Below are 22303 nucleotides of genomic sequence, written 5' to 3'. Positions count from 1 at the left end.
TTCGGCCAACGCCCTCGTGTGTTGCAGTGCTTGATATGAGCCAGAGCCCCGAACTGCTGCGACGCCTGCTGCGCGCAAAGGACCAGATGGACCGGGCCAGCCATGAGGATTGGCCGGTGGCCCGTCTTGCAGGGGTCAGTGCAGTGTCGCCGGCGCACTTCGCCCGGTCGTTCAGGCAGGCATTCGGGCTGCCACCGCACCGCTACCTGCTCAGCCGCCGCATCGAACGCGCGGTGGCGCTGTTGCGCGATACCGATCTGCCGGTCACTGAGATTGCCGCGCAGACCGGATGGACCAGCCTTGGCACCTTTGGCCGGATCTTTCGTGACATCACCGGCGACAGTCCGGGCAATGTGCGTGAGCGTGAGCGGGCAGGTGAGGCGGCATTGGCCAGTGTGCCGGAATGCCACGCACGCGCCGCGCAGCGCCCGGACCTGAACATCGCAGTTTTGGAGAAGCGCCGCCGCGAGACGGTTGCTAACGTGGACCCCACCTGAGGGAGGTCCCATGACGAACACTGTGAACACGGTCGGCCTGTATGTACGCGACCAGGATGAAGCACTGGATTTCTACGTTGGCACGCTGGGCTTCGAGGTGCACACCGACGTGCGCAACGGCAGCTACCGTTGGCTGACAGTACGCAGCCCTGGCCAGGAGGGCTTCCAGCTGGGCCTGTTCGTGCCGGGCCCGCCCACCCACGATGCCGCGACCGCGCAGGCCCTGCAGCAACTGCTGGCCAAGGGGGCGATGCCGCCGTTGGTGCTCGCCGTGGATGATTGCCGGGCGTGCCATGCGCAGTGGCAGGCCGCAGGAGTGGAGTTTACCCAGGAGCCGATCGAGCGTTTCGGTGCGATCGATGCCGGATTCCGCGATCCATCGGGTAATGGCTGGAAGATGATCGAAGCCCGCTCCGAAACGAGGCGACGGCAATGAGCCGCGGTGGCTGGGCACGGCCGGTGCATCGCTGGACCTCGATCGTGTTCACCCTGGCGGTGATCGCCAACTTCGTCGCACGCGGTCTGGGGCAGGGCGAGCCGGCGGCGTGGATCACCTATTCGCCATTGCCGCCGCTGTTCCTGCAGCTGTTCACCGGGTTGTACCTGTTTGCGCTGCACTACACCGGCAAGGGCCGCAGCGCCAGGGAGGGCGCTGCGGGTTGACGCAGGGTCAGGCGGCAGCGTCGGCGGCGTAGGCCGCCAGCAGCACGGGAAGATCTTCCATGCGCTGGAAGATCACCTGGGCACCGGCGGCGCGCAGCGCCTCGGGCGTGCTGTGGTGCGGGCCGCCCTCGCTGAAGCCGAACACGGTGGCCCCGGCCGCAACACCGGCGGTCGCACCGGTCACGGTGTCTTCAATGACCACGCAGCGCTTCGGATCCACGCCCAGCGCGGCAGCGGCCGCGAGGTAGACGTCCGGGTGCGGCTTGGTGTTCGGCATGTCCTGGCCGCTGTAGACGTGGTCGCCGAAGGCATCGAGGATGCCGACCTTGCCCAGCTGCAGCTGCACCTTGTGCAGATCGGCGCCGGATGCGCAGGCAATCCGCCCGCCGGTCGCAACCGCGATTGCACGCACCGCTTCCGGAGCACCCTGGATCGCCTGCAGGTCACGTGCCAGGGCGATGTTACGCTGCTGGCGGAATTCCTCCAGCCATTCCTCGGTGAACGGCTTGCCAGTGCGTTCTTCGATCAGTCCGGCCAGATGGGCCACCGACTGGCCAAGGAAGACTTCGCCCGCCTGTGCCGGGGTCAACGGCCAGCCGCGTTCGGTCAGCATCTCCGAGAGTACGCGGGCCACCAGCGGCTCGGAATCGACCAGCACGCCATCGCAGTCGAACAGCACGGCATCGAAGGGGTAGGGGGACATCAACAGCTCCTTGCAATTGCAATCATCGGGCGACAGGCCGGTTATCTTCCCACGGGGGGACGGGCAGGAACGCATCCACCAGCGCATCCACCGCTGCACGCACCTTCGGAGCAAGGTCCCGGGTGGTGGGCCAGATCGCATGGATGGGGCCGCCCTGCATGCTGTCCGCCGACATCACGCCCACCAGCTCGCCACGGCGAAGTTCTTCTCCCACCAGCCAGGTGGTCGCCTCACCAAGACCGAGGCCCGCCAGAAGAGCAGATCGCAGTGCCTCACCATCACTGATGCGATGCCGGCCCAGGATGCGATGGCGGATGACGGTGCCGTCCGGGCCCGGCATTGACCAGGGCAGCGCATGCCCCTGCCTGCCAAAGGTGATGCAGTCGTGTCCGGCCAGATCGGCGATGTCATGGGGTACGCCGCGCGCAGCCAGATAGGCTGGCGCCGCACATATCACCGAGCGTTGATGCCCCAGTGCGCGCGCGGACAGTGAGCTGCTCTCGGCCAGCGTTCCCAGCCGCACGGCCAGATCGATGTTTTCCTCCAGCAGATCCACGGCGCGGTCGGTGAAGCTGACGTCCAGCTGCAAACCGGAATGACGCTGTGCCAGCGCGACCAGGATCGGCACTACCCAACGCTGGCCGAACGCAACGGGCAGGCTGACCCGCAACAAGCCCGCAGGCTCCTGCCGGCGCGATGCGGCATGGGATTCGGCCTCGTCCAGTTCCGCCAGGATACGGCGGCAGACCTGGTAGAACTCCGCGCCTTCTGCGGTCAATGCCAGGCGTCGGGTGGTGCGATCGAGCAGGCGCGTACCCAGCCGCCGCTCGAGGGTCGCCACACTCTTGCCCACGGCGGATTTGCTCAGGCCCATGCGGAGCCCCGCGGCAGTGAAGCTGCCGGCATCCACGGCCTGCACGAATACGCTGATGCCCTGCAGGCGCGCAGCACTATAGGTGGTCATGGCTTCTTGATTGGGGAATTCGAGACGCCAGTCTAGATCGAATATTCCGCAACTGACCACTCAAAGGCGTCAATAGACTGGGCTGGCGCAGTTCCGCGCAGTCAGGAGATGCACGGTGTCCACTTCAACGATGAATGCCTGGGAATTGAACGGGCCGGGGATTGCCCGACTCCACCGCGTGCAGCGCCTGCTGCCAACGCCCGGGCCTGGCGAGGTGCTGGTCAGGGTAGGAGCGGTGTCCCTCAACTATCGCGACGCCCTGATGGTGGACGGCGCGCTGCTTCCGGGCCCCGTGCCTGCGCATTTCGTGCCGGCATCGGATATGGCCGGAGAGGTCGTCGAGGTTGGCGAGGGCGTGCGCCGCTTTGCGGTGGGTCAGCGGGTGATGGGCAATTTCTGGACGCAGTGGCTTGATGGGCCACCGCCCGATGCGATCCTCCAGCACGGTCTTTCCCTGGGCGGACCGCTGCCGGGGATGCTGGCCGAGTATGTGGTGCTGCCGGAGGACGTTGCCGTTGCAACGCCGCCGTCGCTGTCGGATGTGCAAGCGTCCACATTGGCGGTGGCGGCACTGACGGCGTGGTTCGCACTGGTTGAAACAGGCCGGCTGGCGGCCGGGCAGACCGTGCTGGTGCAGGGTACGGGAGGTGTTTCGCTGTTCGGCCTGCAGTTCGCGCAGGCACTGGGTGCGAAGGTGATCGTGACCTCGCGCAGCGAGGCCAAGCTGGACAGGGTGCAGCGCCTGGGCGCGTGGGCCGGGATCAACACCGGTACGGATCCCGAGTGGGCCGCCCGCGCAGTGGCGTTGACCGATGGCAAGGGCGTGGATCATGTGCTGGAGGTGCTTGGCGGTGGCAATCTCGTGCAGAGCGTGCAGGCGCTGGCCATCGGTGGCCAGATCCTTCAGATCGGCTTCCTGCAGGGACGGGATCTGCAGGTGCCCGCTCTTCCGCTGATGTTGCGATGTGGCGCGCTGAGGGGCGTTTCGGTCGGCCATCGCACCAGCTTCGAGGCGATGAATGCCGCCATTGAACGCGCAGGCATCCAGCCGGTCGTTGATTCAGTCCATGAGTTTTCCGATGTGCTGGCCGCCTTCGCACGGCTCCAGCAAGGGCCATTCGGCAAGGTGGTGATTCGGGTGAACGAGCTCTGATCGAGGGGTAGATCGCCTGTGCGGCGTGGGTGGCGCACGCACAGGCAGATCGGATGTCAGCCCAGGTCGCACCCGGCTGGCTGCGGCCAGGTGGCGGCCGGCAGCATGTTCTTCAGCGAGGCAGGTGCGTTGATCGCCACGTAGCTGGCACCCAGCAGGTCCTCCAGATCGGCGATGGTCACCAGGTAGCTGTCCAGGCTGCCCAGGTTCGCTTCATTGGGGATGATCCAGCTGATCGCCTTGGCCGTGCCGGTGTTCGGGTCGCGGGTGATGATCGTTTTCCAGAAGAATTCCGGTGTCGGGATGCCGTGGCTGGCCAGGAAGTAGTCGTTGGCCGCATCGCCGTAGACCACGCCACCGTAGACATCCACCGGTGCGATGTCGCGATAGCACTCGGCCACGTTCTCGGCTTTCACCCAGATGCCCTGGTTGAAGCTGGAAACCTGCGGGACGATGTTGGTCATGTAGTTGGCGCGGCGGATGTAGGTCGCGTTGTAGTCCATGTGATTGGAGGTCACCAGATGACCCCGGTCATAGCCGGACCTGATGCTGGCGTAGGAGGCGGTGCTGGTCTGGCCGAGGCAACCTGCCGGCAGGTCCGGATCCTTGTAGAAGCTGGACGGGCGGGCGGCCGAACCGGTGTCGGCGGTCAGCGTGTATTCGTAGCGGGTGGCGCTGTGGATGCTGCAGTCATAGGTGAGCACGAAGCCGCCCTTGTTGAGGGTGACCACCTGGGCCTGGGCAGCGCCGGCGAAGGCACTGAGGACGAACGCGAAGAAGAAGCTTGCAAAGCGCATTGCGGTTCTCCAGCAGAAAGTTCAGGGCGCAGCCGTCCGCCTCGACCTGGCAGGGCGAGGTCATGGGGAGACGGTGCGGAGACGGGTGCTGCGGATTGCGGTGGGACGTGACCGCGCTGTTGGGCCGCGGAGGCCCGGCGGTATCGTAAGCGTCACAAGCTGTCGTCTTTCGGTCAACGATGAAAAGGCGAAGCTGTGACCGCGCGCAAGCACTGGAGAGGTGTCAGATCACGCGGCGCGTGGGTGCAACGTACGCGTGCTAGGCGCGGGGATGCCTGTCGTCGCCTGGCTCAGGGCTGTGCAAGCAACATGTAGTCGCCGCGGCGCGCCCCGGGTACGAGCTTCCATCCGGGCTCAAGGCTCAGCCGCCATCCGCTGCCCTGCAGTGGCGGGTCCCCCGATGCAGGTGCCTGAACGAACACGGCCTTCCAGTCGTTCTGCATCAACGCTCCGTCGGTGACCGTCAGCGTTCCCCATACGTCGCTCAGCTGCATCGTGGGATACACCGTGCCGTTGCCAGGCAGCGGCTGCATGTTGCCGGGGTCGAACTGGATGCGCATGCTGCGAAGATCCAGCCGCAGTACCGGCCCTGTGACGAAGCGGGCCCGGTTGCGATCGAGCAGCGCAAGACGCTGCTGTTCGCGCTGCACTTCCAACCTGCGCAGTGCAGTGCCGCCGTGACGCGCTGCGGCGACACGCAGTGTGGATGCGTCGGTAGAGGGAGTGATACCCGTGTGCTCTGCCAGAAGTGTGCCCAGATCCCGGGCGAGGGGGCCGAGGTCGCGATGCCATCCGGGCGAAACCTGGTCCAGCAGCAGGCCATAGGCTGGGCCGGTTGCATAGGCGAACGAACGGACGAAGCTGCGATCACCGGCATGCGCGCGAAGGTCATGAAGTGTGGCTTCGATGCGTGCAGCAGGCGTGAGGTTGCCGACCAGAACGCCGGTGTACTCGGCCAGGCCCTCGTTCAACTCCAGCGCGGCTTCTTCCTGGGCGGCAGCAGGGGAGCGACGGTAGCGCTCAGCACGGAAGGCGAGCGCATCGTTCATCGCATTGTGCTGTGCGCCAGGGTCGCTCGCTGACAGAGCCGCGGCAAGTGCACGCCATTCCAACTGCATCCAATAGCGTCCTTCCAGGGTGTCGAGGTGCTCATTGCCGCCTTCGGCCGGCGCTACGATCGACAGCGCAGGTTGCAGGCGATGGAACATCTCGTGGGCCAGCAGCGTGCGTCGCCGCCCTTCATCGCGTGGCAGCGGCCAGAGCAGCTGTGTCCAGCGCGTGCCTGACCAGTCGACAGCGGTGTTGGCGATGATCGCATCGGGCGGAAGCTGGCCGACGAAGACCTTTCCACGTGCCTGCAGGTTGCCCTGTGCATCTGCATGGGACGCCGTGACGCGCCGGTTGGTGCGGTCTACCAGCATCATCGGCCCACACAGTGATGCTCCCCAAAGGTGGCCGTTGTCGGCCTGGCACAGCATCTGCGCCTCATCGAAGATTGCCTCGGCGGCCACGTCGGACAGTTCCGCACCGTCCGCGGATACGGGACCGGCGGCACCCAGCATCAGGGCGGCAAGCAAGAGCGGCCTGGGCCTCATGGTATCCATCCATCCTTTTGGATGGTTCCGTCATAGCATTGGTCGAAAGGTCGCGACAATGCAGCAAACGTCATGCTGCGACGCAAGGTGCCAGCCACCATTCGCACTGGTACGGTCCAACCCGTTGCACCACCACCGACGGGGAGAGACGACGATGCGCAAGGTTCTGCTGCTGTTGATCCTGCTGACCGGGCTGGCGCCCACCGCCTGGGCGGCGGCGGTCAAGACCACCCATCGCACCATCCCCAGCTGGGATGGAACGCCTCTCGGGGCCTTCGTCATCGAACCGCAGGACGCGGGCAACGGCCGCTACCCGCTGCTGGTGATGCCCAGCAGTTGGGCGGTCCCCAGCGTGGAGTACGTGGGGGTGGCACAGTCGTTGGCGCGCCGCGGCTACGTGGTGATCAGCTACAGCTCGCGTGGCTTCTGGGAATCAGGCGGCAGCATCGACATTGCCGGGCCGGCCACGGTCGAGGATGTCAGCGCCCTGATCGACTGGGCGCTGGACAACACCCGGGCCGATCCCACGCGTGTCGGCGTCTCGGGCATCTCGTATGGCGCCGGCACCAGCCTGCTGGCCGCGGCGCGCGACCCGCGCATCAAGGCGGTGGCGGCACTGAGTGGCTGGGCCGATCTGCAGGCCTCGCTGTACAGCAACGATACCCCCAGCGCACAGGGCATCGCGCTGCTGGTGGCGGCTGGCCTGGCCACCGGCCGTCCGGGAACGGAACTGGCCACCATCAACCGCAATGTGCTGGTGGGCAATTACCAGGGTGCGGTGGACTCACTGTTGCCTGTGGCGGCGCAGCGCAGCCCGGGGGCCAGCATTGATGAGATCAACGCCAACCAGCCGGCGGTGTTCCTGGCCAACGCCTTCAACGACAGCCTGTTCCCGCCGGGCCAGCTGGTGGACTTCTTCAACCGCCTGAAGGGCCCCAAGCAGCTGCAGCTGCGCCATGGTGACCACGCGCTCAACGAAGCCTTTGGCGCACTGGGCATTCCCAACGAGGTCTACGACTCGGTGGGCGACTGGTTCGACCACTACCTCAAGGGTGAAGCCAACGGCATCGACCGGCAGCCTGCGGTGCAGCTGAAATCGCAGAAGGGCAGCTGGAGCACGTATCCGAACTGGCAGGCGACCAATGCCGGCGTCGTCAGCTATGCGCTGACCGCACCCAAGGGGCTGCTGCTGCCCACCGGCGGCCTGGCCGAGAGCGGAAGCAGCACCGGCTGGAACTACCGTATCGGCAGTGGCCTGCTGACCGCTGCCAACTCGGGCGTGGCGATGGCCTCCGGCGCGCTGCAGATGATCAATCTTCCGCCAGGCGCCTATGTTCCGTTCGTGGGCCGTAACGCCGCCGGCGTCTGGCAAGGGCCGGTCCAGTGGAGTGCACGGCGCCTGGACGGCGCGCCGGAGGTGCGCTTGACCGTCACCCCCAGCCGCGCCAACACCACGCTGTATGCCTACCTGTATGCCGAGGATGTGCTGGGCAACGGCCAGCTGATCAGCCACAAGCCTTACACGCTGCGCGGTGCCGCGCCGGGCCAGCCGAAGACGCTGGACCTGCGCCTGGAAGCGAGCAGCTGGAACCTTCCGGCTGGCAGCCGACTGACCCTGGTGGTTGATACGGTCGACCTGCGTTATTCGGGCATCAGCCAGCTGGGCGGCACGGTGACCTTCAGTTCGCCAGCCAACGCGCCTTCGGTGCTGAAGGTGCCGCTGCATTGAGGTGGTGCCGCGCCCGTTSCAMCGGGCGCGGCACCATGCTCCGGGAAGCTGCGGGACTGGGGGCGACCCATGGCAGGGATGAACACATGACCATCGCAGGGCTGCTGATTGGGGCGGCGCTTGCCGCACCCGCCACGCAAGGCGTGCCGACCGACTGGTCGCGCACGCTGATGGATGATCTGGATGCTGCCGACGCAGCCATGCGCAGCAGCCATCCAGGTGGGGCCGACCGGCAGAATCCCGGCTTTGCCGCTCAGCTCGACGAAGCCTTGGCACTCGCACGCTCACGCGCAGGCAAGGTCGTCAGTTTCGCCGGCTACTGGTGGGCCATGAGGGGCTACGCGGCATCGGAACCTGCAGGCCAGCCGCGTGCAGGCCGGCGGTGAGGTGCTGCTTGAACAGGGCAATCCCTTCGTGCCGGCACTGCGCCGGTGCATCTTCCGGGCTGATGCACGCGACACGGCCTATCTGCTGCAGTGGAAACCGCTCGGACCGGAGGCGCGGAAGGCGCGCCTGGACGATACACGGCGCTCCTTCCGCCCAGCCAATGGCTGGCGCGTGTTGCCCGGCGCAGGCTACTGGATCACCACCAGCAGCTTCAATGCCGATCCCGGTGCGGCCAATTTCCATGAACTGACCCGGCTGCTGCAGCACCTCACTCCTGCAGCCGAGGCGTTGCAGAACGCACCGCTGGTCGTGCTGGATGTGCGCGGCAACACCGGAGGCGCCTCGCACTGGAGTATCGAGCTGGCCCGGTTGATGTGGGGACGCGGGGCCGTGGAAGCATTGCGTGACGTCAGCTGGGTCGAATGGCGCACGTCCGATGCCAACATCGCCCAGCTTCGTGGCTTCCTGCAGAAGCTGGCGCAGGTGCCTGACACATCGCCCGATCTGATCCGCATGCTGGAAACGGTAACCGACGGCATGTCGCAGGCCAGCGCCCGCGGCGACCTCCTCTGGCGTGAACCTTCCGAGGTACCTGTGGCTCCGGTGCCGCCGGAACAGGAGGGCGGTCTTCGGCGCCCGGGCAGGGTGGTGATCGTGGCGGATGCCTCGTGTGGTTCGGCGTGCCTGGACGCCCTGGACCTGTGGAAGCGGCTTGGCGCGATGCAGGTCGGTATAGAGACCTCCGCCGACAGCCTGTACATGGATGTCAGGCCGGAAGCGCTGCCCAGCGGGCTGGCCAGGATCTCGGTTCCGATGAAGGTGTTCCGTGGTCGCACGCGCGGCTCCAATGCACCGCACATGCCGGACATCCGCTATGAGGGGGACATGCGTGATACGCCCGCACTGGAGGCGTGGATCCGGGGGCAACAGCGTGATTCCAGGCCTGGGGTTCTACGTGCCGGGATGGATAGCATCCGCACCCGCAAGCCGCCTTGAAGCGTCAGCCGCTACTCTTGCCTGCGCCCGGATCATGCAGGCTGCGCAGCTTCTTCTTGTTGATCTTGCCCACACTGGTCCGCTCGATCGAATCAACGAACCGCACCCGCTCGGGAATCGCAAAGCGCGAGACATCCCCCGAGCGGCTGCGTGCCGCGACCAGTTCGATGATCTCCGCTTCGGTCACCTCGCTGCCCGCCTGCCTGACCACCAGCGGTAACGGACGCTCGCCCCATTTCGTGTCGGCGATGCCGATCACGGCGACCTCGCTGACGGCGGGATGCAGCGCGATGATGTCTTCCAGTGCAAGCGAGGAAATCCACTCGCCGCCAGTCTTGATCACATCCTTGATGCGGTCGGTCACGCGCAGGTAGCCGCCTTCATCGATGTTGCCGATGTCACCGGTATGCAGGTAGCCGCCGGCCCACAGCAATGCCGAGGCCTCCGGATCATGCAGGTAGCCCTGGGTGAGCCAGGGCGCGCGCGCCACGACTTCCCCGGTGGCGATGCCGTCGTGGGCAACATCCACCATGTCCGGATCGACGATGCGCAGGTCCACCAGCGGTACCGGCAGGCCGGCCTTGGTCCGCAGCGACAGCACCTCATCGGCATCGGTCACGGTATCCACATCGATCTGGGCGATGGTGAGCAGCGGGCAGGTCTCGGACATGCCGTAGCCGCCGAAGATGTCGATGCCCCGTGCCATTGCACGTTGCGCGAGCGCGCGGGGCAGGGCGGCACCGCCGATGATCACCTTCCAGCCCTGCAGATCGGTCCGCGCAGCGTCCGGGTGTTCCAGCAGCATGTGCAGGATGGTCGGCACGCAATGCGAGAAGGTCACCTTCTCGCGGGCGATGAGTGCCAGCAGGCTGGCGGGCAGGTAGCGGCCCGGGTAGACCTGCTTGATGCCCATCAGCGTGGCCACGTAGGGCAGGCCCCACGCGTGCACATGGAACATCGGGGTGATCGGCATGTAGACATCGTCGCGATGCAGGCGTCCCTGGCGGGGGGCGCTGCCAAGTGCGGCCATCGCCGACAGCGAATGCAGCACCAGTTGCCGGTGGGTGAAATAGACGCCCTTGGGCCGCCCGGTGGTTCCCGTGGTGTAGAACACCGTGGCACGGGCATTCTCGTCGAAGTCCGGAAAGCGGTTGAGCGGCGTGGCCTGGCGCAACCCTTCTTCGTACTCTTTGGCGAAGCCCGCTGGCAGCGCGCCGCCCGTATCATCCAGCAGGATGCGCGTGCGCAGGTCGGGCAGCTGATCGGCGATGGCCTCCAGCAACGGCAGGAAGTCCCGGTTTGCCAGGATGACCCGTGCGCCGCTGTGGTTCAGCGTATACGCGATCTGCTCGGGCGCCAGGCGTACATTCACCATCATCAATACCGCGCCGATCATCGGCACGGCGAAGTAGGCCTCCAGGTAGCGGTTGCTGTCCCAGTCCATCACCGCCACGGTATCGCCGTGCTTCACGCCCAGCGAGGTCAGCAGGCCGGCCAGTTGCGTGATGCGTGCCTGCAGGGTGCGATAGTCGAAGCGGACATGCTCGCCGTAGACGATTTCCTGTTCCGGGCTCACCGCCAGCGGCATCAGCAACAGCTGCTTGATCAGCAGTGGATACGCATGGGCATCGGAGGTCGAGGTGGATGGCATGGGGGTTCCTTGTGCAGGGCGTGTCGGTCACTGGACGTCTCTACGCCACACTAGCGATCCTGCCGGCCTGCGCCAGCGTACCTAGGTACCTGTGCCCAGCCGCGGGCGATTTGCTAATCTCGCCTGGACATGCCGACCCTGCTCATCGCCGACGACCATCCCTTGTTCCGCGCGGCGCTGCATCGCGCGGCCGAAGAGGCGGTCGCCGACCTGCAGATCCGCGAAGCCGATTCGCTGGACAGCGTGCTCGATGCGCTTGTGGGCCAGTCGATCGACCTGATGCTGCTGGACCTGCACATGCCGGGCAACCACGGGCTTGCAGGCCTGGCCACCATCCGTGCGCTGCAGCCGGGGCTGGCGATCATCATCGTCTCGGCCAATGAGGAGCCGCAGGTGATCCGGCGTGCCATCGACCTCGGCGCGGCCGGTTATCTGCCCAAGAGCTCGGGCCTGCACGAACTGCAGTCGGCGCTGCAGTCGGTACTGGAGGGCGAACGCTGGATTCCGGCCCTGCTGCGGGAGCCGGTGGCGCGCATCGCGCCATTCAGCAGGGACGCCGATCTGGCCGCGCGCCTGTCCAGTCTTTCCGCGCACCAGTACAAGGTGCTGGGCCTGGTGGCCGAAGGGCTGCTCAACAAGCAGATCGCTGACCGGCTTGGCGTGCAGCTGCGTACGGTCAAGGCACACATGACGCGCATCATGGATCGGCTGGGGGTGCGCAACCGCGCGCAGGCCATCCGCGTACTGCACGAAATGGGACTGGCCGATCCATCCCGGCAGATCGAAGAAGCGCCCGGGCCCTGATCGATCAGGGCGTGGCCGCAGTGCTTGCGGCCAGCAGGTGGTTGATCGCCCAGCGAAGTGCCAGCGGCTTGAACGGCTTGATCAGCAGGGAGAGCCCCGCGCCACGAACGGCATCGCGCGTCGCGCTGCCGGTGTCGGCGCTGAGGATCACCGTCGGCCGCAGCCCATGCATGGCCGTCAGTCGCTTCCACAACGCGACACCGGTATCGCCGTCATCCAGGTGATAGTCGAACAGCCACAGCGCGGCCTCATGTGCTGAGGCTTCGATCACATCGGTGCCGGTTGCGGCAATGACATCACAGCCCCAGGAGTGCAGCAGCTGCCGCATCGCTTCCAGTGCAGCCGGGTCGTTGTCCACCACCAGCACGCGGATGCCTTTGACGGTGGTGCCGCCATTGACCATGGGTACTTCGCGGGGCGCCTCTGGTCGCTCAGCGCGTACAACGCTGAGCGAGAAGGTCGAGCCGCGATCCGGCACGCTGCGCAGGTGCAGGGGTGCATGCAGCAGGCCGGCGATGCGGTGTGCGATGGTCAGGCCAAGCCCCAGTCCCTGGCCATTGCTGCGATCGATCCGGTGGAACTCTTCGAAGACCACCGCCTGTTGCTCCGGTGCAATGCCGGGGCCGGTGTCATGCACGCCAATCGACAACCTCTGGCCGTGGCGTCGTACCCCCAGCAGCACGCCGCCACGGCGGGTGTAGCGGATGGCGTTGGCCAGGAAGTTCTGCAGCACCCGGCGCAGCAGCAGCGGATCGCTGTGAACCCAGGCGTGGCTTCGCACATAGCCGAACTGCAGGCCGCGGGCGGCCGCGAGCACGGCGAATTCCTGTGCAAGCGGATCCAGTACGTTCGACACCGCGAATGGTCGAGGATCGGCCACCAGCCCTCCGGCCTCCAGGCGAGAGATGTCCAGCAGGCCCGACAGCAGGTCATCGGTGGAATCCAGCGCACCCCGGATCTGGCGCAGGAAGCTGTCGAGGAACTCCGATTCGATGTGCTGCGACATCGCGTCGGTCAGCAGCTGTGCCGCATGCAGTGGCTGGATCAGGTCGTGGCCCACGGCAGTCAGGAAGCGGGTTTTCGCCACATTGGCGCGCTCTGCCTCCTGCACCGCCTGCTCCAGCCGTGCGGTGCGGTCCTGCACGCGGTGCTCGAGGGTTTCGTTGCTGCGCTTGAGTGCATCTTCTGCCCTGCGGAACGCCGTGACATCGGTGAAGGTGGCCACGTAGCCACCACCCGGCATCGGGTTGCCGCGGATCTCGACGATGGTGTCGTCGGGGAAAACCCGCTCGGACAGGTGAGGTGTGCCGCGCCGCATGTGTGCAACGCGGCGCTGCAGCGCCTTGTCGGGTGTGTCACCTGGGCTGTCACCGATCTTCAGCTGGTCCAGCGCCCATGCCGTAAGGTTGACCACGGGTTGTCCGACCTGCAGCAGCTCCGGCGGGAACCTGAACAATGCAGCGTAGCGGCTGTTCCAGGCCACCAGCTGCAGCTGTGCATCCACCACGCTGATGCCCTGGCTCATGTTCTCCAGCGCGGCTTCCAGCAGGCGCTGGTTGAAGCGCAGCACCTGGGTCGCTTCGCCAACGGCGCGTGTCACCGCATCCAGCGGCGCGGCGCCACCCTCGCGTGCGGCTTCGACCAGCAGCCGTGCCATGCCCGCGCCCACTACCGCCGTCAGCTCACGCTCGACGGCGGTAACCCGGTCATCATCCAGCATCTGCCCGGCGTGGCCCTCCAGCAGCTGGCGCGCACGCTCCTGGCCGAGGAAGCGTCCGGCGGTCCTGCGCAGGGACGCGGCAGCCACGGCATCCCGCCTGCGGGGCAGCGGCGGACGCACGGCGCGCGACACCAGGGCAACCGTCAGCAGATTGATCGCCAGGCTGGCGCCCATGCTGATCGCGATATGGCCGGGTTGCACGGGTAGCGAGACCACGGCCAGCCAGTGCAGTCCACCGGGACTGACCGACGGTGTCGCGGCCGGGATCACCATCGGCAGCAGCACCAGCCACAGCCAGGCCAGCGAACCCAGCACGATGCCGGCCATGATGGCCGGGGACGGCGTGCGTGGGCGGTACACGGCCAGCAGCACCGCCGGCGCCAGCTGCGAGAGGGCGGTGAAGGACATCAGGCCGAAATCACTGAGTGCCTCGGTATCGCTCATCGCGCGGCTGTACAGCCACGCCATCAGGAACACGGCGAGGATGCCGGCACGTCGGAACGCCAGAACGCGTGGGCGCAGGTCGGCATTGGCCACGCCGCCGCCGATGCCGCCGAGCAGGTGCGATCCGAATCCATGGTTGCCAAGCATGATCGACAGGGTCAGCCCCGAGAGGATCATCATGCCGGTGGCCGCGCTCAGGCTGCCCAGGTAGGCCAGCAGTGCCAGCAGGTGATGACCGCCGGCCAGTGGCAGGGCCAGCACATACAGGTCGGGGGATACCGATGCCGGCAGCTGCGCTGCACCGGCCAATGCCATCGGCACCGACGGCAGGCCGATCAGCAGCAGGTAGACCGGGAACATCCAGCGTGCCGTCTTCAGGTCCGAGGTCTGGCGAAGCTCGACCACGCCGACATGGAACTGGTGTGGCAGGGTGAATGCAGAGATGGCGCCCAGCGCAACCATGGTGAGGTAGTCCGGCACGATCGCCGGCGGCGGCAGCAGTGCCATCTTTTCCAGCAGCGGCGTGCCGGCCGTATGCACCGACAGCGCGGCATACAGGCCGATGGCCAGCAGTGCGGTCAGCTTCAATACCGATTCCAGGCCCAGGGCGACCACGATGCCGCGGTTCGGCTCGGTGGCCGACGCCTTGCGCGCACCGAACAGCAGGGTGAAGGCGGCCATCGTCAATGCGAACCAGAACGACATGTCCAGCTGCCAGCCGGCAGCTGTGAAGCGATCACCCAACAGTGCCCCCAGCCCTTGGCTGACCGCTCTGAGCTGAAGCGCGATGTAGGGAATGATGCCGAGCAGCGCGACCAGGGTGATGGTGAAGCCAAGGCCGCGATCGGCGCGCAGCCGTGCGACCACCAGGTCGGCGATGGTGGCACTGTTGTGCTGCTTGGCCAGTCGCCCCAGCCGGAGCAGGAACGGCAGGCCGAGCGCGAAGATCAGCGCCATCCCAGCGAGGGTGGGTGGAATGGGGAAGCCCCATTGCAGCCCCTGCGACGCCGCGCCGTAGTATGTCCATGCTGTGCAGTGCACCGCCAGGGACAGTGCGTAGATGAGCGGCCATGCCTTCGAAAGCCGATGCCCCCGGCGCTCGCCCCACAGGGCCACGCCAAACAGCAGTGCGGTCCACGCAATGCAGGCCAGCAGCACGAAAGAGGGCGTCAACATCGCTCCAGTGTAGGGAGAAGCCGGGCGCGTCGGCGCTATGCGGCGATCACGATCAGTGACAGCTGCTCGGCAACCAGTGCCATATCACCATCGGGAAGCCGCTCGACACTCTTGTGCTGGGTCAGCAGCCACTGGCCGGGCTGGCGCAGCTCCAGCGAGAGCAGCCGCGAGCGGACGCGCACCTCCGAACCGCTCGGCACCGGCGCCAGGAAGCGCACCTTGTTCAAGCCGTAGTTGAGCACGTGGGCGATGCCGTGAAACCCGGCGAGGGCGGCCACGTCGTCTTCCACGGTCAGCGACAGCAGCAGGAAGCCATGCGCGATGGTGTGCCCGCCCGGCAGCTGTGCCTGCGCCCGTGCCGGATCGACATGGATCCAGTTGTGGTCGCCGGTGGCCTCGGCGAAGGCGTCGATGCGCGACTGGGCGATGCGGGTTGCGCCACTCAGCCGCTCGCTGGCCGCCCATTGCTGCAACGCCTGCAGGGCGGCTGGCAGGGCAGCGTCGGTGTCCTGCGGGCTCATTCCACACGCTCCAGCAGGGCCAGGATCGCATCACGGGCCTCTGGCTCGGACAGCATGGGCGCGTGGCCGACATCCGGCACCTCCACCAGCCGGGCACTCTCCGAGGTCGCCGCCATCTGCCGTGCAACGTCGGCCGGCAGGATGTCGGACAGGGCGCCACGCACTACCAGCACCGGCACGCGCGAGGTCAGCCCGCGCACCGCGCGCCACAGCACCGGCCGCAGCAGCCACAACACCCACGGTCGCGTGGTACGGATCACTGCCGGGTCGTAGTCCAGTTCCAGCAGCCCATCGCTGCGCGTGCGGAAGGTACGCACCGCCATCTGTCGCCAGTCATCGGTGCTGAAGCGCGGGAACGCGGTCTTTCCGATCGATGCCACATAGGCGGTGGCCTGCTCGAGATCCATCGGTGGCACCGGCTTGCCGGCGTACTTGCCGATCCGTGCCAGCGCCTCACGGGGCACCTTTGGGCCGGCATCGTTGAGGACCGCGCCAGCGATCCGCTCGGGCGCGCGCGAGGCCAGGGTGATGGTCACCAGCACGCCCAGCGAGGTGCCGACGAACACCGCCTTGTCGATGTTCTGCGAGCGCAGCAGCGCCACCATGTCGTCGGCATAGGCACGTGGGTTGTAGCTGGAGGGATCATGCGCACGTTCCGAGCCGGCGCGCCCCCGCAGGTCGACTGCGATCACGCGCCAGCCTTCGGCAGTGAGCGCATCGGCCAGCGCATCGAAATCGGCACCATTGCGGGTCAGGCCGGGAATGCAGACCACGGTGCCGCGCGGTGCCGTTCCCGTAGCCGGTGCATGGTCGCGCGCATGCAGGCGCAGGCCATCAGTGCTGTTCCAGTACAGATCTACGTAGGACTGCATCATGCAGGGGATTCCTGGAAATCGTAACGGATGCGCTAGAAATCGTAACGGACGCTGAGGCTATATTGGCGCGGCGGCCCATAGAAGCCAATCAGCGTGCCGACCGCCGGAATGTTGTAACCGGTGGTGCGGTATTCCTTGTCGGCCAGGTTGGTGCCCTGCAGCGAGAAGGTCCAGGCGTCATCCAGGCGCCAGATCACCCCGGCATTGACCAGTCCATAGCCGTCCTGGCGGATCACCGGGCTGAGGTCGGTGGTGGGCCAGACCTCGCTCTGGTAGCTGTAGCTGACCCGTGCCGAAAGGTTGCTGCCGTTGGCCAGGTCAGTGCGGTACTCCACGTTCAATGCACCCGAGAATTCCGGCGCATTGGTGAACTTCATCTGCCTGGCCACGTTGATGCCGCGGTCGATGTACTCATCGTATTTCGTGTCCAGCCAGGCCAGGTTGCCGGAGATCAGCCAGTGGCGGCTGGGCAGGTACTGGTACTCGACTTCCAGGCCCTTGACGGTGCCGGCGCCGGCATTGGTGAAATCACCGAAGAAGGAATCATCGATACCGTCGCCATTGGTATCCAGTCCGGTGAACACCGACAGCTGGATATCCTTGTACTTGTTGTAGAACGCCGACAGGTTCAGGAACAGGCGCTGGTCGAGGAAGGCCATCTTGCTGCCGACCTCGTAGCTGTCCACGGTCTCATCGTCGAAGGGCTCGGCCGAGCGGGGCACCGCCACGGCGTTGGCGCGGATGTTGTAGCCGCCCGACTTGAAACCGCGCGTGGCCAGCCCGTAGACCATGATGTCCGGGGTGATCTGGTAGTCCAGCGAAACCTTGGGCGAGACGTTCTTGAAGTTGGTCTTCTTGTCGAAGTCCGCCGTCACCGCCACCGGCCGGCTGAAGCCAGGGTCAGCATAGAGACGGTTCAGCACGATCGCGCGCTTGTCCTCGTCGGTGTAGCGGGCGCCCACATCAAGCTTGAGCCTGCTGGTCAGGTCGAACGTCCAATCTGCGTACAGCGCGATGCTGTCGGTCAGTACCTTGCCCTGGTTGTCGGCGAACTGCGCGCTGAAGTAGTTGTTCTGGATCTGGCCGCCGGCCTCGCCACTGAACTGGTACAGGCCGACCACGCCGCGCACCCGTCCGCCGGCGTCGTAGTTCAGCTGCACCTCGTTGCTGACCTGCTCGTCGTGGTAGGTGCCGCCCACGTCAGCCAGCTTGATCGGCGTGGTGTCGAAGTCGATGTTGGCCTCGCTGTCCGATTCGCGCTTGGCCACCACGTACTTCAGCGCGACGTTTTCGTTCGGTCGCCAGTTCACCGTGGCCGACGCACCCTTGGTTTCCACGTTGTTGAGGTTGCGCATGCCCGAACGGATGTCGTAGCGGCTGTCCATCGGCGGGTAGGCGCGCAGGAACGGATTGGGCGCCAGCATCTTCGAACCGCGCATGCCGGACTGGTCGTCGATCCAGTCCAGCGCGAACTGCACGTCGAAATCATCGCCGGCGTATGCCCCCAGGTTCACGCGCGCCGCGTTGATCTGCTTGTCGCTGACCGGCTGGCCGTTGAAGGTGTTCTCGCCAAATCCATCGTGGTTCATGCTGGCCACGGCGACACGGGCACGCAGGCCGCTGTCGGCCCCACCGATCGGGCCGCCGATGGCGGCCTTGGCATCCAGCTGGCTGTAGTTGCCCACGGTGACCTGGGCGAAGCCCTCGATGCTGGTGGGCAGGCCGCGCGAGATGTACTTGATCGCGCCGCCGATGGTGTTCTTGCCATACAGCGTGCCCTGCGGGCCTCGTAGCACCTCGATGCGCGAGACATCGAACACGTCCAGCAGCGCCCCCTGCGGCCGCGCGATGTAGACGTCATCCAGATAGATGCCTACGCCCGGGTCGGCGCCCCAGGTGGGATCGGACTGGCCGATGCCGCGGATGTAGGCGGTAACCGTGCTGCTGGCGCCACGGGCGGCGTAGATGGTCAGGTTCGGCACCTGCGCATCCAGGTCGCTGATGTCCTGGACATTCATCCTGTCCAGAGCCTCGGAGGTGAAGGCGGTGACGGCGACCGGCACCTCCTGCAGCGTTTCCTCGCGCTTGCGGGCAGTGACCTTGATGCTGTCCAGGTTCGTGGGTGAAGCGGTCCTGCCTGCCGTCGGCGCGGCCTGTGGCGTTTCCTGTGCCAGTACCGGCCCGGAGGCCAGCAGTGCGCCGATCATGAGACTCAAACAATTCCGTTTCATTCGGTCCTCCCCCAGGCAGGTGCTCACAGATGGCCCATTGCCACCCCTGCAGCCAAGGCTAGCGGTGTCATCCGGCAGCGACGAGTGGACCTAGGTCCAGTCGGCATCGGCCCGTGGATGCGGATACTGGGCGCGCCCCCAGCCGGACGCAGTCCCCGGTACTACTTCATCCACGACTCACGCATGAGGATCTGGCCATGAAATCCGGAATCGATTCGATCAAGGCGGTACTGCTGGCGCTGTGCTGCTGGCTGGCGCCGGCAGGCAGTGTGCTTGCCGCGGGCCCTGCCGGGCATTGGGACATCGGCCTGTATGGAAATCTGTTCGGCGCCCGCGAGTACCAGGTGTGGGTGCCGGCCGGCTACAACGACCAGCAGCCGCTGCCGTTGCTGCTGGTGCTGCATGGCTGCGTCAACGGGCCCAACCTGATGGGCGAGGCCTCCGGCTTCAACGATGTGGCCGACGCCGAGGGTTTCATCGTGGTCTATCCACGCCAGAACGTGACCTCCAACCCGGCGCGCTGCTGGAACTGGCAGTTGCCGATCAACCAGGCCCGTGACAGCGGCGAGGCCTCGATCCTGGCCGGCATCGTGGACAAGGTGAAGGCCGGTTACAGCGTCGATCCGCATCGGGTCTACGTCACCGGCATCTCGGCCGGGGGCGCGATGACCTCGATCATGCTGGCCTGCTATTCGGACGTGTTCGCCGCCGGTGCCATCCATTCCGGCGGCATGTTCAAGGGCGCGACCACCATCTCCGGCAGCGCCTACGCGCTGTTGGCCGGCAGCATCCATTCGCCGGACAGCAACGGTCGGCTGGCCTGGCAGTGCTCGGGCTCACCGTCGCCGCGGCCGTTGCCGGTGCTGGTGTTCCATGGCAGTGCCGATCTCACCGTCAACCCGGTGAACGGCCAGCAGGCGGTGCGCCAGTTCCTGCAGACCAACGACCTGGCCGATGACGGCCAGGACAACGACTCGGTGAAGTACGTGCCGACCAGCACCTACCACGGCCAGGTAACGGGTGGGCGCGCCTATACGGTGGACACCTATACGTATGGCGGGCGCACGCTGGCACAGCACTATGTGGTACAGGGCATGGGGCATGCGTGGAGTGGCAGCCAGTCGGGCTTGCCGTTCACCGACCCGAAGGGCCCGGATGCCACGCTCATCACCTGGTTGTTCCTCAAGGGCTACCAGCGCTGAGGGGCAGGGCGGCCACTGGCGGTGCGGGAGCCGAGGGCTCCCGTAGCGCCTGGGTTCCAGCGTCTGATCCGCGCAGCCGGGCACCCCGTTCGGCAAGGAATCGCTTGGGTGGGGCGCCCACCGTCTTTCGGAACATGGTCACGAACGCGCCCGAACTGTCATAGCCCAGGTCATCGGCAATGGCCTGCACCGTACGGCCCTTGGCCAGCATCGGCAGTGCGACCACCACATGCAGCTGTCTGCGCCAGCGTCTCACGCTCAGGCCCGTCTCGCCGGAAAACAGGCGGGACATGTTGCGCTCGCTCATTCCAATCCGGCTCGCCCATACCTCAAGCGTGGCCCGCTCGGCCGGGGCGGTCAGCATCGCATTGGCCAGCTTTCGCAGCCTTGGGTCGGAGGGCATGGGCAGGTGCAGCCATTCCGGCGGTGCCGCGATGAGCTCGTCCAGAAGCACAGCCATCAGGCGAGCATCCGCACTGCCAGCTGCGTACCGCCAGGGAAGCTGTGAGGTTCGTTCAAGCAGGGCATGCATGAAGGGACTGATCGCCATTGCGAAGCAGTGTGTCGGCAATCCAGCGATAGCCCCAGGCTCGACGAACACAACGAAGCCATGCGGCTTTCCCGTGCTGCTGGCCCGATGGGACAGCCCTCCGGGAATCCAGATCGCTCCCTGTGGCGGGACGACCCACAGGCCTGCACGGGTCTCCAGCGAGATCAATCCGCTCGTGGCTACCAGGAGCTGGGCCTTCCGATGCTCATGGAAGGGCATTTCCCAAGCGTCGGTGATGGGGTCCACGCCCAGTACCATGACCGGGCTGTCGACGCGATCAGGGTAGTCCGCCCCGATACCCTCCAGCTCGATCGCCGACGTCATCACTGCATCGCCCCGCACAACAAGGCGAAGGGGAAGTGCACCCCGTCAATCCTCATGGTCCGCCTGCTGCGGTTCACGCCTGTGCCAGACACAGATCAATCCCATCAGGACGTGAACGATCGGCATCTCCTTTCTTCCGGCTTCGGCAATCAGTGTGGTTGCACGCATGCTGGCATCCTCTTCTGTCGAGGATCAGAAGCGTATTGGGCAAAGCGGGGGGCGTCATTCGACAGTTCCGCCAGGTGATTCAGCAATCCGGCCAACTACCGTGCAATGGCCCTGACGAGCGCTTCTCCCGGTGCGCTACAGCGCCGGAACCGTGATCCTCTGCAGGTCGAGCTTTGCCCGCAGGGCGTAGTGCTTGCGGGTGACCGGCACAACACAGGTCAGGCGGGGGTCAACGTAGTCCTTGAAAAGGGGCGGCCGCGGCGAAGAAAGATAGAACCCGCGATCCTGCCTGAGCGCCGCCGGCAGCAGAACTTCGCTGAGGTCGCCGTCGGATGCATCGGTGACAAGGCAGGGCACATGGCGGAAGCCGAGCTTGCGCAGCAGGTACAGGCGGTGGGAGCCATTGGTGAGGATCACGCGCTTGCCGAACCGGGTGGCACTGATCAGGTTGTCACTGAAACCGAGATAGATGACGACGGCGTGGCTGGCCGCGCCGAACGGCTCGTAGCCGGTGATGGTGGCCGGATCGATGGTCGCCACATCGAGGAATCGCAGGTCATTGGATGCGGAAGCAAAGGTGTAGCTGCCATCGGACTGGGTGAACCGGACGTCGGGGTGTGCATGGCGTCCGCTGCGGGCGACGAGCTGCATGACCTCCAGTGCGGTGGGCGAGGTGGACACTGCCGCTGCCAGCTGGTCGATGTGACGCAGGTTGATGCATTCCTGGAAGATCACCAGTCGATCAATCTCGACCATCTGCCAGGAGCGCGGCAGCACGCTGGTCATGCGGTGCATCGAGGGTTGCCGCAACGCCTGATCGGCCAACGGCATCATCGCCTCGGGCAACGGCTGGACAGCAATGGCGTCCGCCTCATTCGCCTCGTCCTGGCGCAGGCGATGCACGTCGCTGCGTGCGGCCCTCCAGTCGGCCACCAGTGCGGCCTCGTCGAAGCGTCCAGGCGGGCAACGCTCCCTGATGAAGCGGACGAAGGCCGGTAGCGGAAACAGACCCTTCAGTAGAAGGGTCGCGTCCAGGCCGTCGTCAGTGATCTCGCTGCTCATCCATTCTCCATCCCGGGGATCGCATCCACCGTCGGCAGACCGTGCCATCCGTCACGCAAAAATAATATGTTATATCGTAACATTTCAGCGC

18 protein-coding genes and 1 pseudogene are annotated in these 22303 nt (G+C 66.0%); 8 read left to right on the top strand and 11 right to left on the bottom strand.

Going from position 1 to position 22303, the window contains the following annotated elements:
* Positions 1–35 precede the first annotated feature (35 nt).
* The 3 genes from D7T59_RS00765 to D7T59_RS00755 are packed head-to-tail and all read left to right on the top strand — an operon-like array spanning position 36 to position 1160.
* Positions 36–497: a helix-turn-helix domain-containing protein gene (locus D7T59_RS00765; RefSeq protein ID WP_164137044.1), complete on the top strand. Its 462-nt coding sequence runs from the start codon at positions 36–38 to the stop codon at positions 495–497.
* Between the two features lie 10 nt (positions 498–507).
* Complete coding sequence (locus D7T59_RS00760; RefSeq protein ID WP_164137043.1) at positions 508–933, top strand: VOC family protein; 426 nt, start codon at positions 508–510, stop codon at positions 931–933.
* Positions 930–1160, top strand: coding sequence for a hypothetical protein (locus D7T59_RS00755; RefSeq protein ID WP_180850855.1), 231 nt, complete (start codon positions 930–932; stop codon positions 1158–1160). Before D7T59_RS00760 ends, D7T59_RS00755 begins: the two co-directional genes overlap by 4 nt.
* A gap of 7 nt (positions 1161–1167) precedes the next feature.
* Here D7T59_RS00755 and D7T59_RS00750 read toward each other — a convergent pair whose 3' ends face one another.
* Complete coding sequence (locus D7T59_RS00750; protein ID WP_180850854.1) at positions 1168–1863, bottom strand: HAD family hydrolase; 696 nt, start codon at positions 1861–1863, stop codon at positions 1168–1170.
* Positions 1864–1885: 22 nt separating this feature from the next.
* A complete protein-coding gene (locus D7T59_RS00745) occupies positions 1886–2887 on the bottom strand; it encodes a LysR family transcriptional regulator (RefSeq protein ID WP_343203067.1) in 1002 nt (333 codons plus the stop codon).
* 70 nt (positions 2888–2957) lie between these two features.
* Between D7T59_RS00745 and D7T59_RS00740 the strand changes: the two genes are divergently transcribed.
* Positions 2958–3980: a zinc-dependent alcohol dehydrogenase family protein gene (locus D7T59_RS00740; protein WP_180850853.1), complete on the top strand. Its 1023-nt coding sequence runs from the start codon at positions 2958–2960 to the stop codon at positions 3978–3980.
* Between the two features lie 56 nt (positions 3981–4036).
* Here D7T59_RS00740 and D7T59_RS00735 read toward each other — a convergent pair whose 3' ends face one another.
* Both D7T59_RS00735 and D7T59_RS00730 read right to left on the bottom strand, forming a co-directional pair.
* Positions 4037–4777: a DNA/RNA non-specific endonuclease gene (locus D7T59_RS00735; protein ID WP_180850852.1), complete on the bottom strand. Its 741-nt coding sequence runs from the start codon at positions 4775–4777 to the stop codon at positions 4037–4039.
* Positions 4778–5067: 290 nt separating this feature from the next.
* Positions 5068–6372: a hypothetical protein gene (locus D7T59_RS00730; RefSeq protein WP_258014530.1), complete on the bottom strand. Its 1305-nt coding sequence runs from the start codon at positions 6370–6372 to the stop codon at positions 5068–5070.
* Between the two features lie 154 nt (positions 6373–6526).
* Here D7T59_RS00730 and D7T59_RS00725 point away from each other — a divergent pair, with 154 nt between their 5' ends.
* Together D7T59_RS00725 and D7T59_RS21415 are read left to right on the top strand one after the other, a co-directional pair.
* The gene (locus D7T59_RS00725) at positions 6527–8101 is read left to right on the top strand and encodes a S15 peptidase family protein (protein WP_180850851.1); all 1575 of its coding nucleotides are present in this window, start codon (positions 6527–6529) and stop codon (positions 8099–8101) included.
* A gap of 86 nt (positions 8102–8187) precedes the next feature.
* Positions 8188–9484, top strand: a pseudogene (locus D7T59_RS21415) (S41 family peptidase).
* A gap of 4 nt (positions 9485–9488) precedes the next feature.
* Here D7T59_RS21415 and D7T59_RS00715 read toward each other — a convergent pair.
* Positions 9489–11135, bottom strand: a complete 1647-nt coding sequence (locus D7T59_RS00715; RefSeq protein ID WP_180850850.1) for a fatty acid--CoA ligase — start codon at positions 11133–11135, stop codon at positions 9489–9491.
* 129 nt (positions 11136–11264) lie between these two features.
* Between D7T59_RS00715 and D7T59_RS00710 the strand changes: the two genes are divergently transcribed.
* Positions 11265–11939, top strand: coding sequence for a response regulator transcription factor (locus tag D7T59_RS00710; protein ID WP_180850849.1), 675 nt, complete (start codon positions 11265–11267; stop codon positions 11937–11939).
* A gap of 4 nt (positions 11940–11943) precedes the next feature.
* Here the strand turns inward: D7T59_RS00710 and D7T59_RS00705 are convergent, their stop codons facing one another.
* Genes D7T59_RS00705 through D7T59_RS00690 form a run of 4 tightly spaced genes read right to left on the bottom strand, consistent with a single transcriptional unit; the run spans position 11944 to position 18882 of the window.
* On the bottom strand, positions 11944–15279 hold the full coding sequence (locus tag D7T59_RS00705; RefSeq protein ID WP_180850848.1) for a hybrid sensor histidine kinase/response regulator: 3336 nt from the start codon (positions 15277–15279) through the stop codon (positions 11944–11946).
* 35 nt (positions 15280–15314) lie between these two features.
* The gene (locus tag D7T59_RS00700; RefSeq protein WP_164137033.1) at positions 15315–15800 is read right to left on the bottom strand and encodes a MaoC family dehydratase; all 486 of its coding nucleotides are present in this window, start codon (positions 15798–15800) and stop codon (positions 15315–15317) included.
* On the bottom strand, positions 15797–16675 hold the full coding sequence (locus tag D7T59_RS00695) for an alpha/beta fold hydrolase (RefSeq protein WP_180850847.1): 879 nt from the start codon (positions 16673–16675) through the stop codon (positions 15797–15799). Before D7T59_RS00695 ends, D7T59_RS00700 begins: the two co-directional genes overlap by 4 nt.
* Positions 16676–16707: 32 nt before the next feature.
* Positions 16708–18882, bottom strand: coding sequence for a TonB-dependent receptor (locus D7T59_RS00690; RefSeq protein ID WP_180850846.1), 2175 nt, complete (start codon positions 18880–18882; stop codon positions 16708–16710).
* A 221-nt stretch (positions 18883–19103) separates the two neighbouring features.
* Between D7T59_RS00690 and D7T59_RS00685 the strand changes: the two genes are divergently transcribed.
* Positions 19104–20108: an extracellular catalytic domain type 1 short-chain-length polyhydroxyalkanoate depolymerase gene (locus D7T59_RS00685; protein ID WP_180850845.1), complete on the top strand. Its 1005-nt coding sequence runs from the start codon at positions 19104–19106 to the stop codon at positions 20106–20108.
* On the opposite strand, the gene D7T59_RS00680 is transcribed toward D7T59_RS00685, so the two are convergent.
* Together D7T59_RS00680 and D7T59_RS00675 are read right to left on the bottom strand one after the other, a co-directional pair.
* Positions 20089–20982, bottom strand: a complete 894-nt coding sequence (locus D7T59_RS00680) for an AraC family transcriptional regulator (protein ID WP_180850844.1) — start codon at positions 20980–20982, stop codon at positions 20089–20091. The genes D7T59_RS00685 and D7T59_RS00680 overlap by 20 nt on opposite strands.
* A gap of 303 nt (positions 20983–21285) precedes the next feature.
* Entirely contained in the window at positions 21286–22212 is a 927-nt protein-coding gene (locus D7T59_RS00675) for a ParB N-terminal domain-containing protein (protein WP_180850843.1), read from the bottom strand.
* Positions 22213–22303: the final 91 nt, after the last annotated feature.

This window comes from Stenotrophomonas maltophilia (genome assembly GCF_013464915.1).
Taxonomy (GTDB): domain Bacteria; phylum Pseudomonadota; class Gammaproteobacteria; order Xanthomonadales; family Xanthomonadaceae; genus Stenotrophomonas; species Stenotrophomonas maltophilia_AT.
The sequence above is the reverse complement of the archived record's forward strand: the minus strand, read 5'-3'. Positions and strand labels throughout refer to the sequence as shown.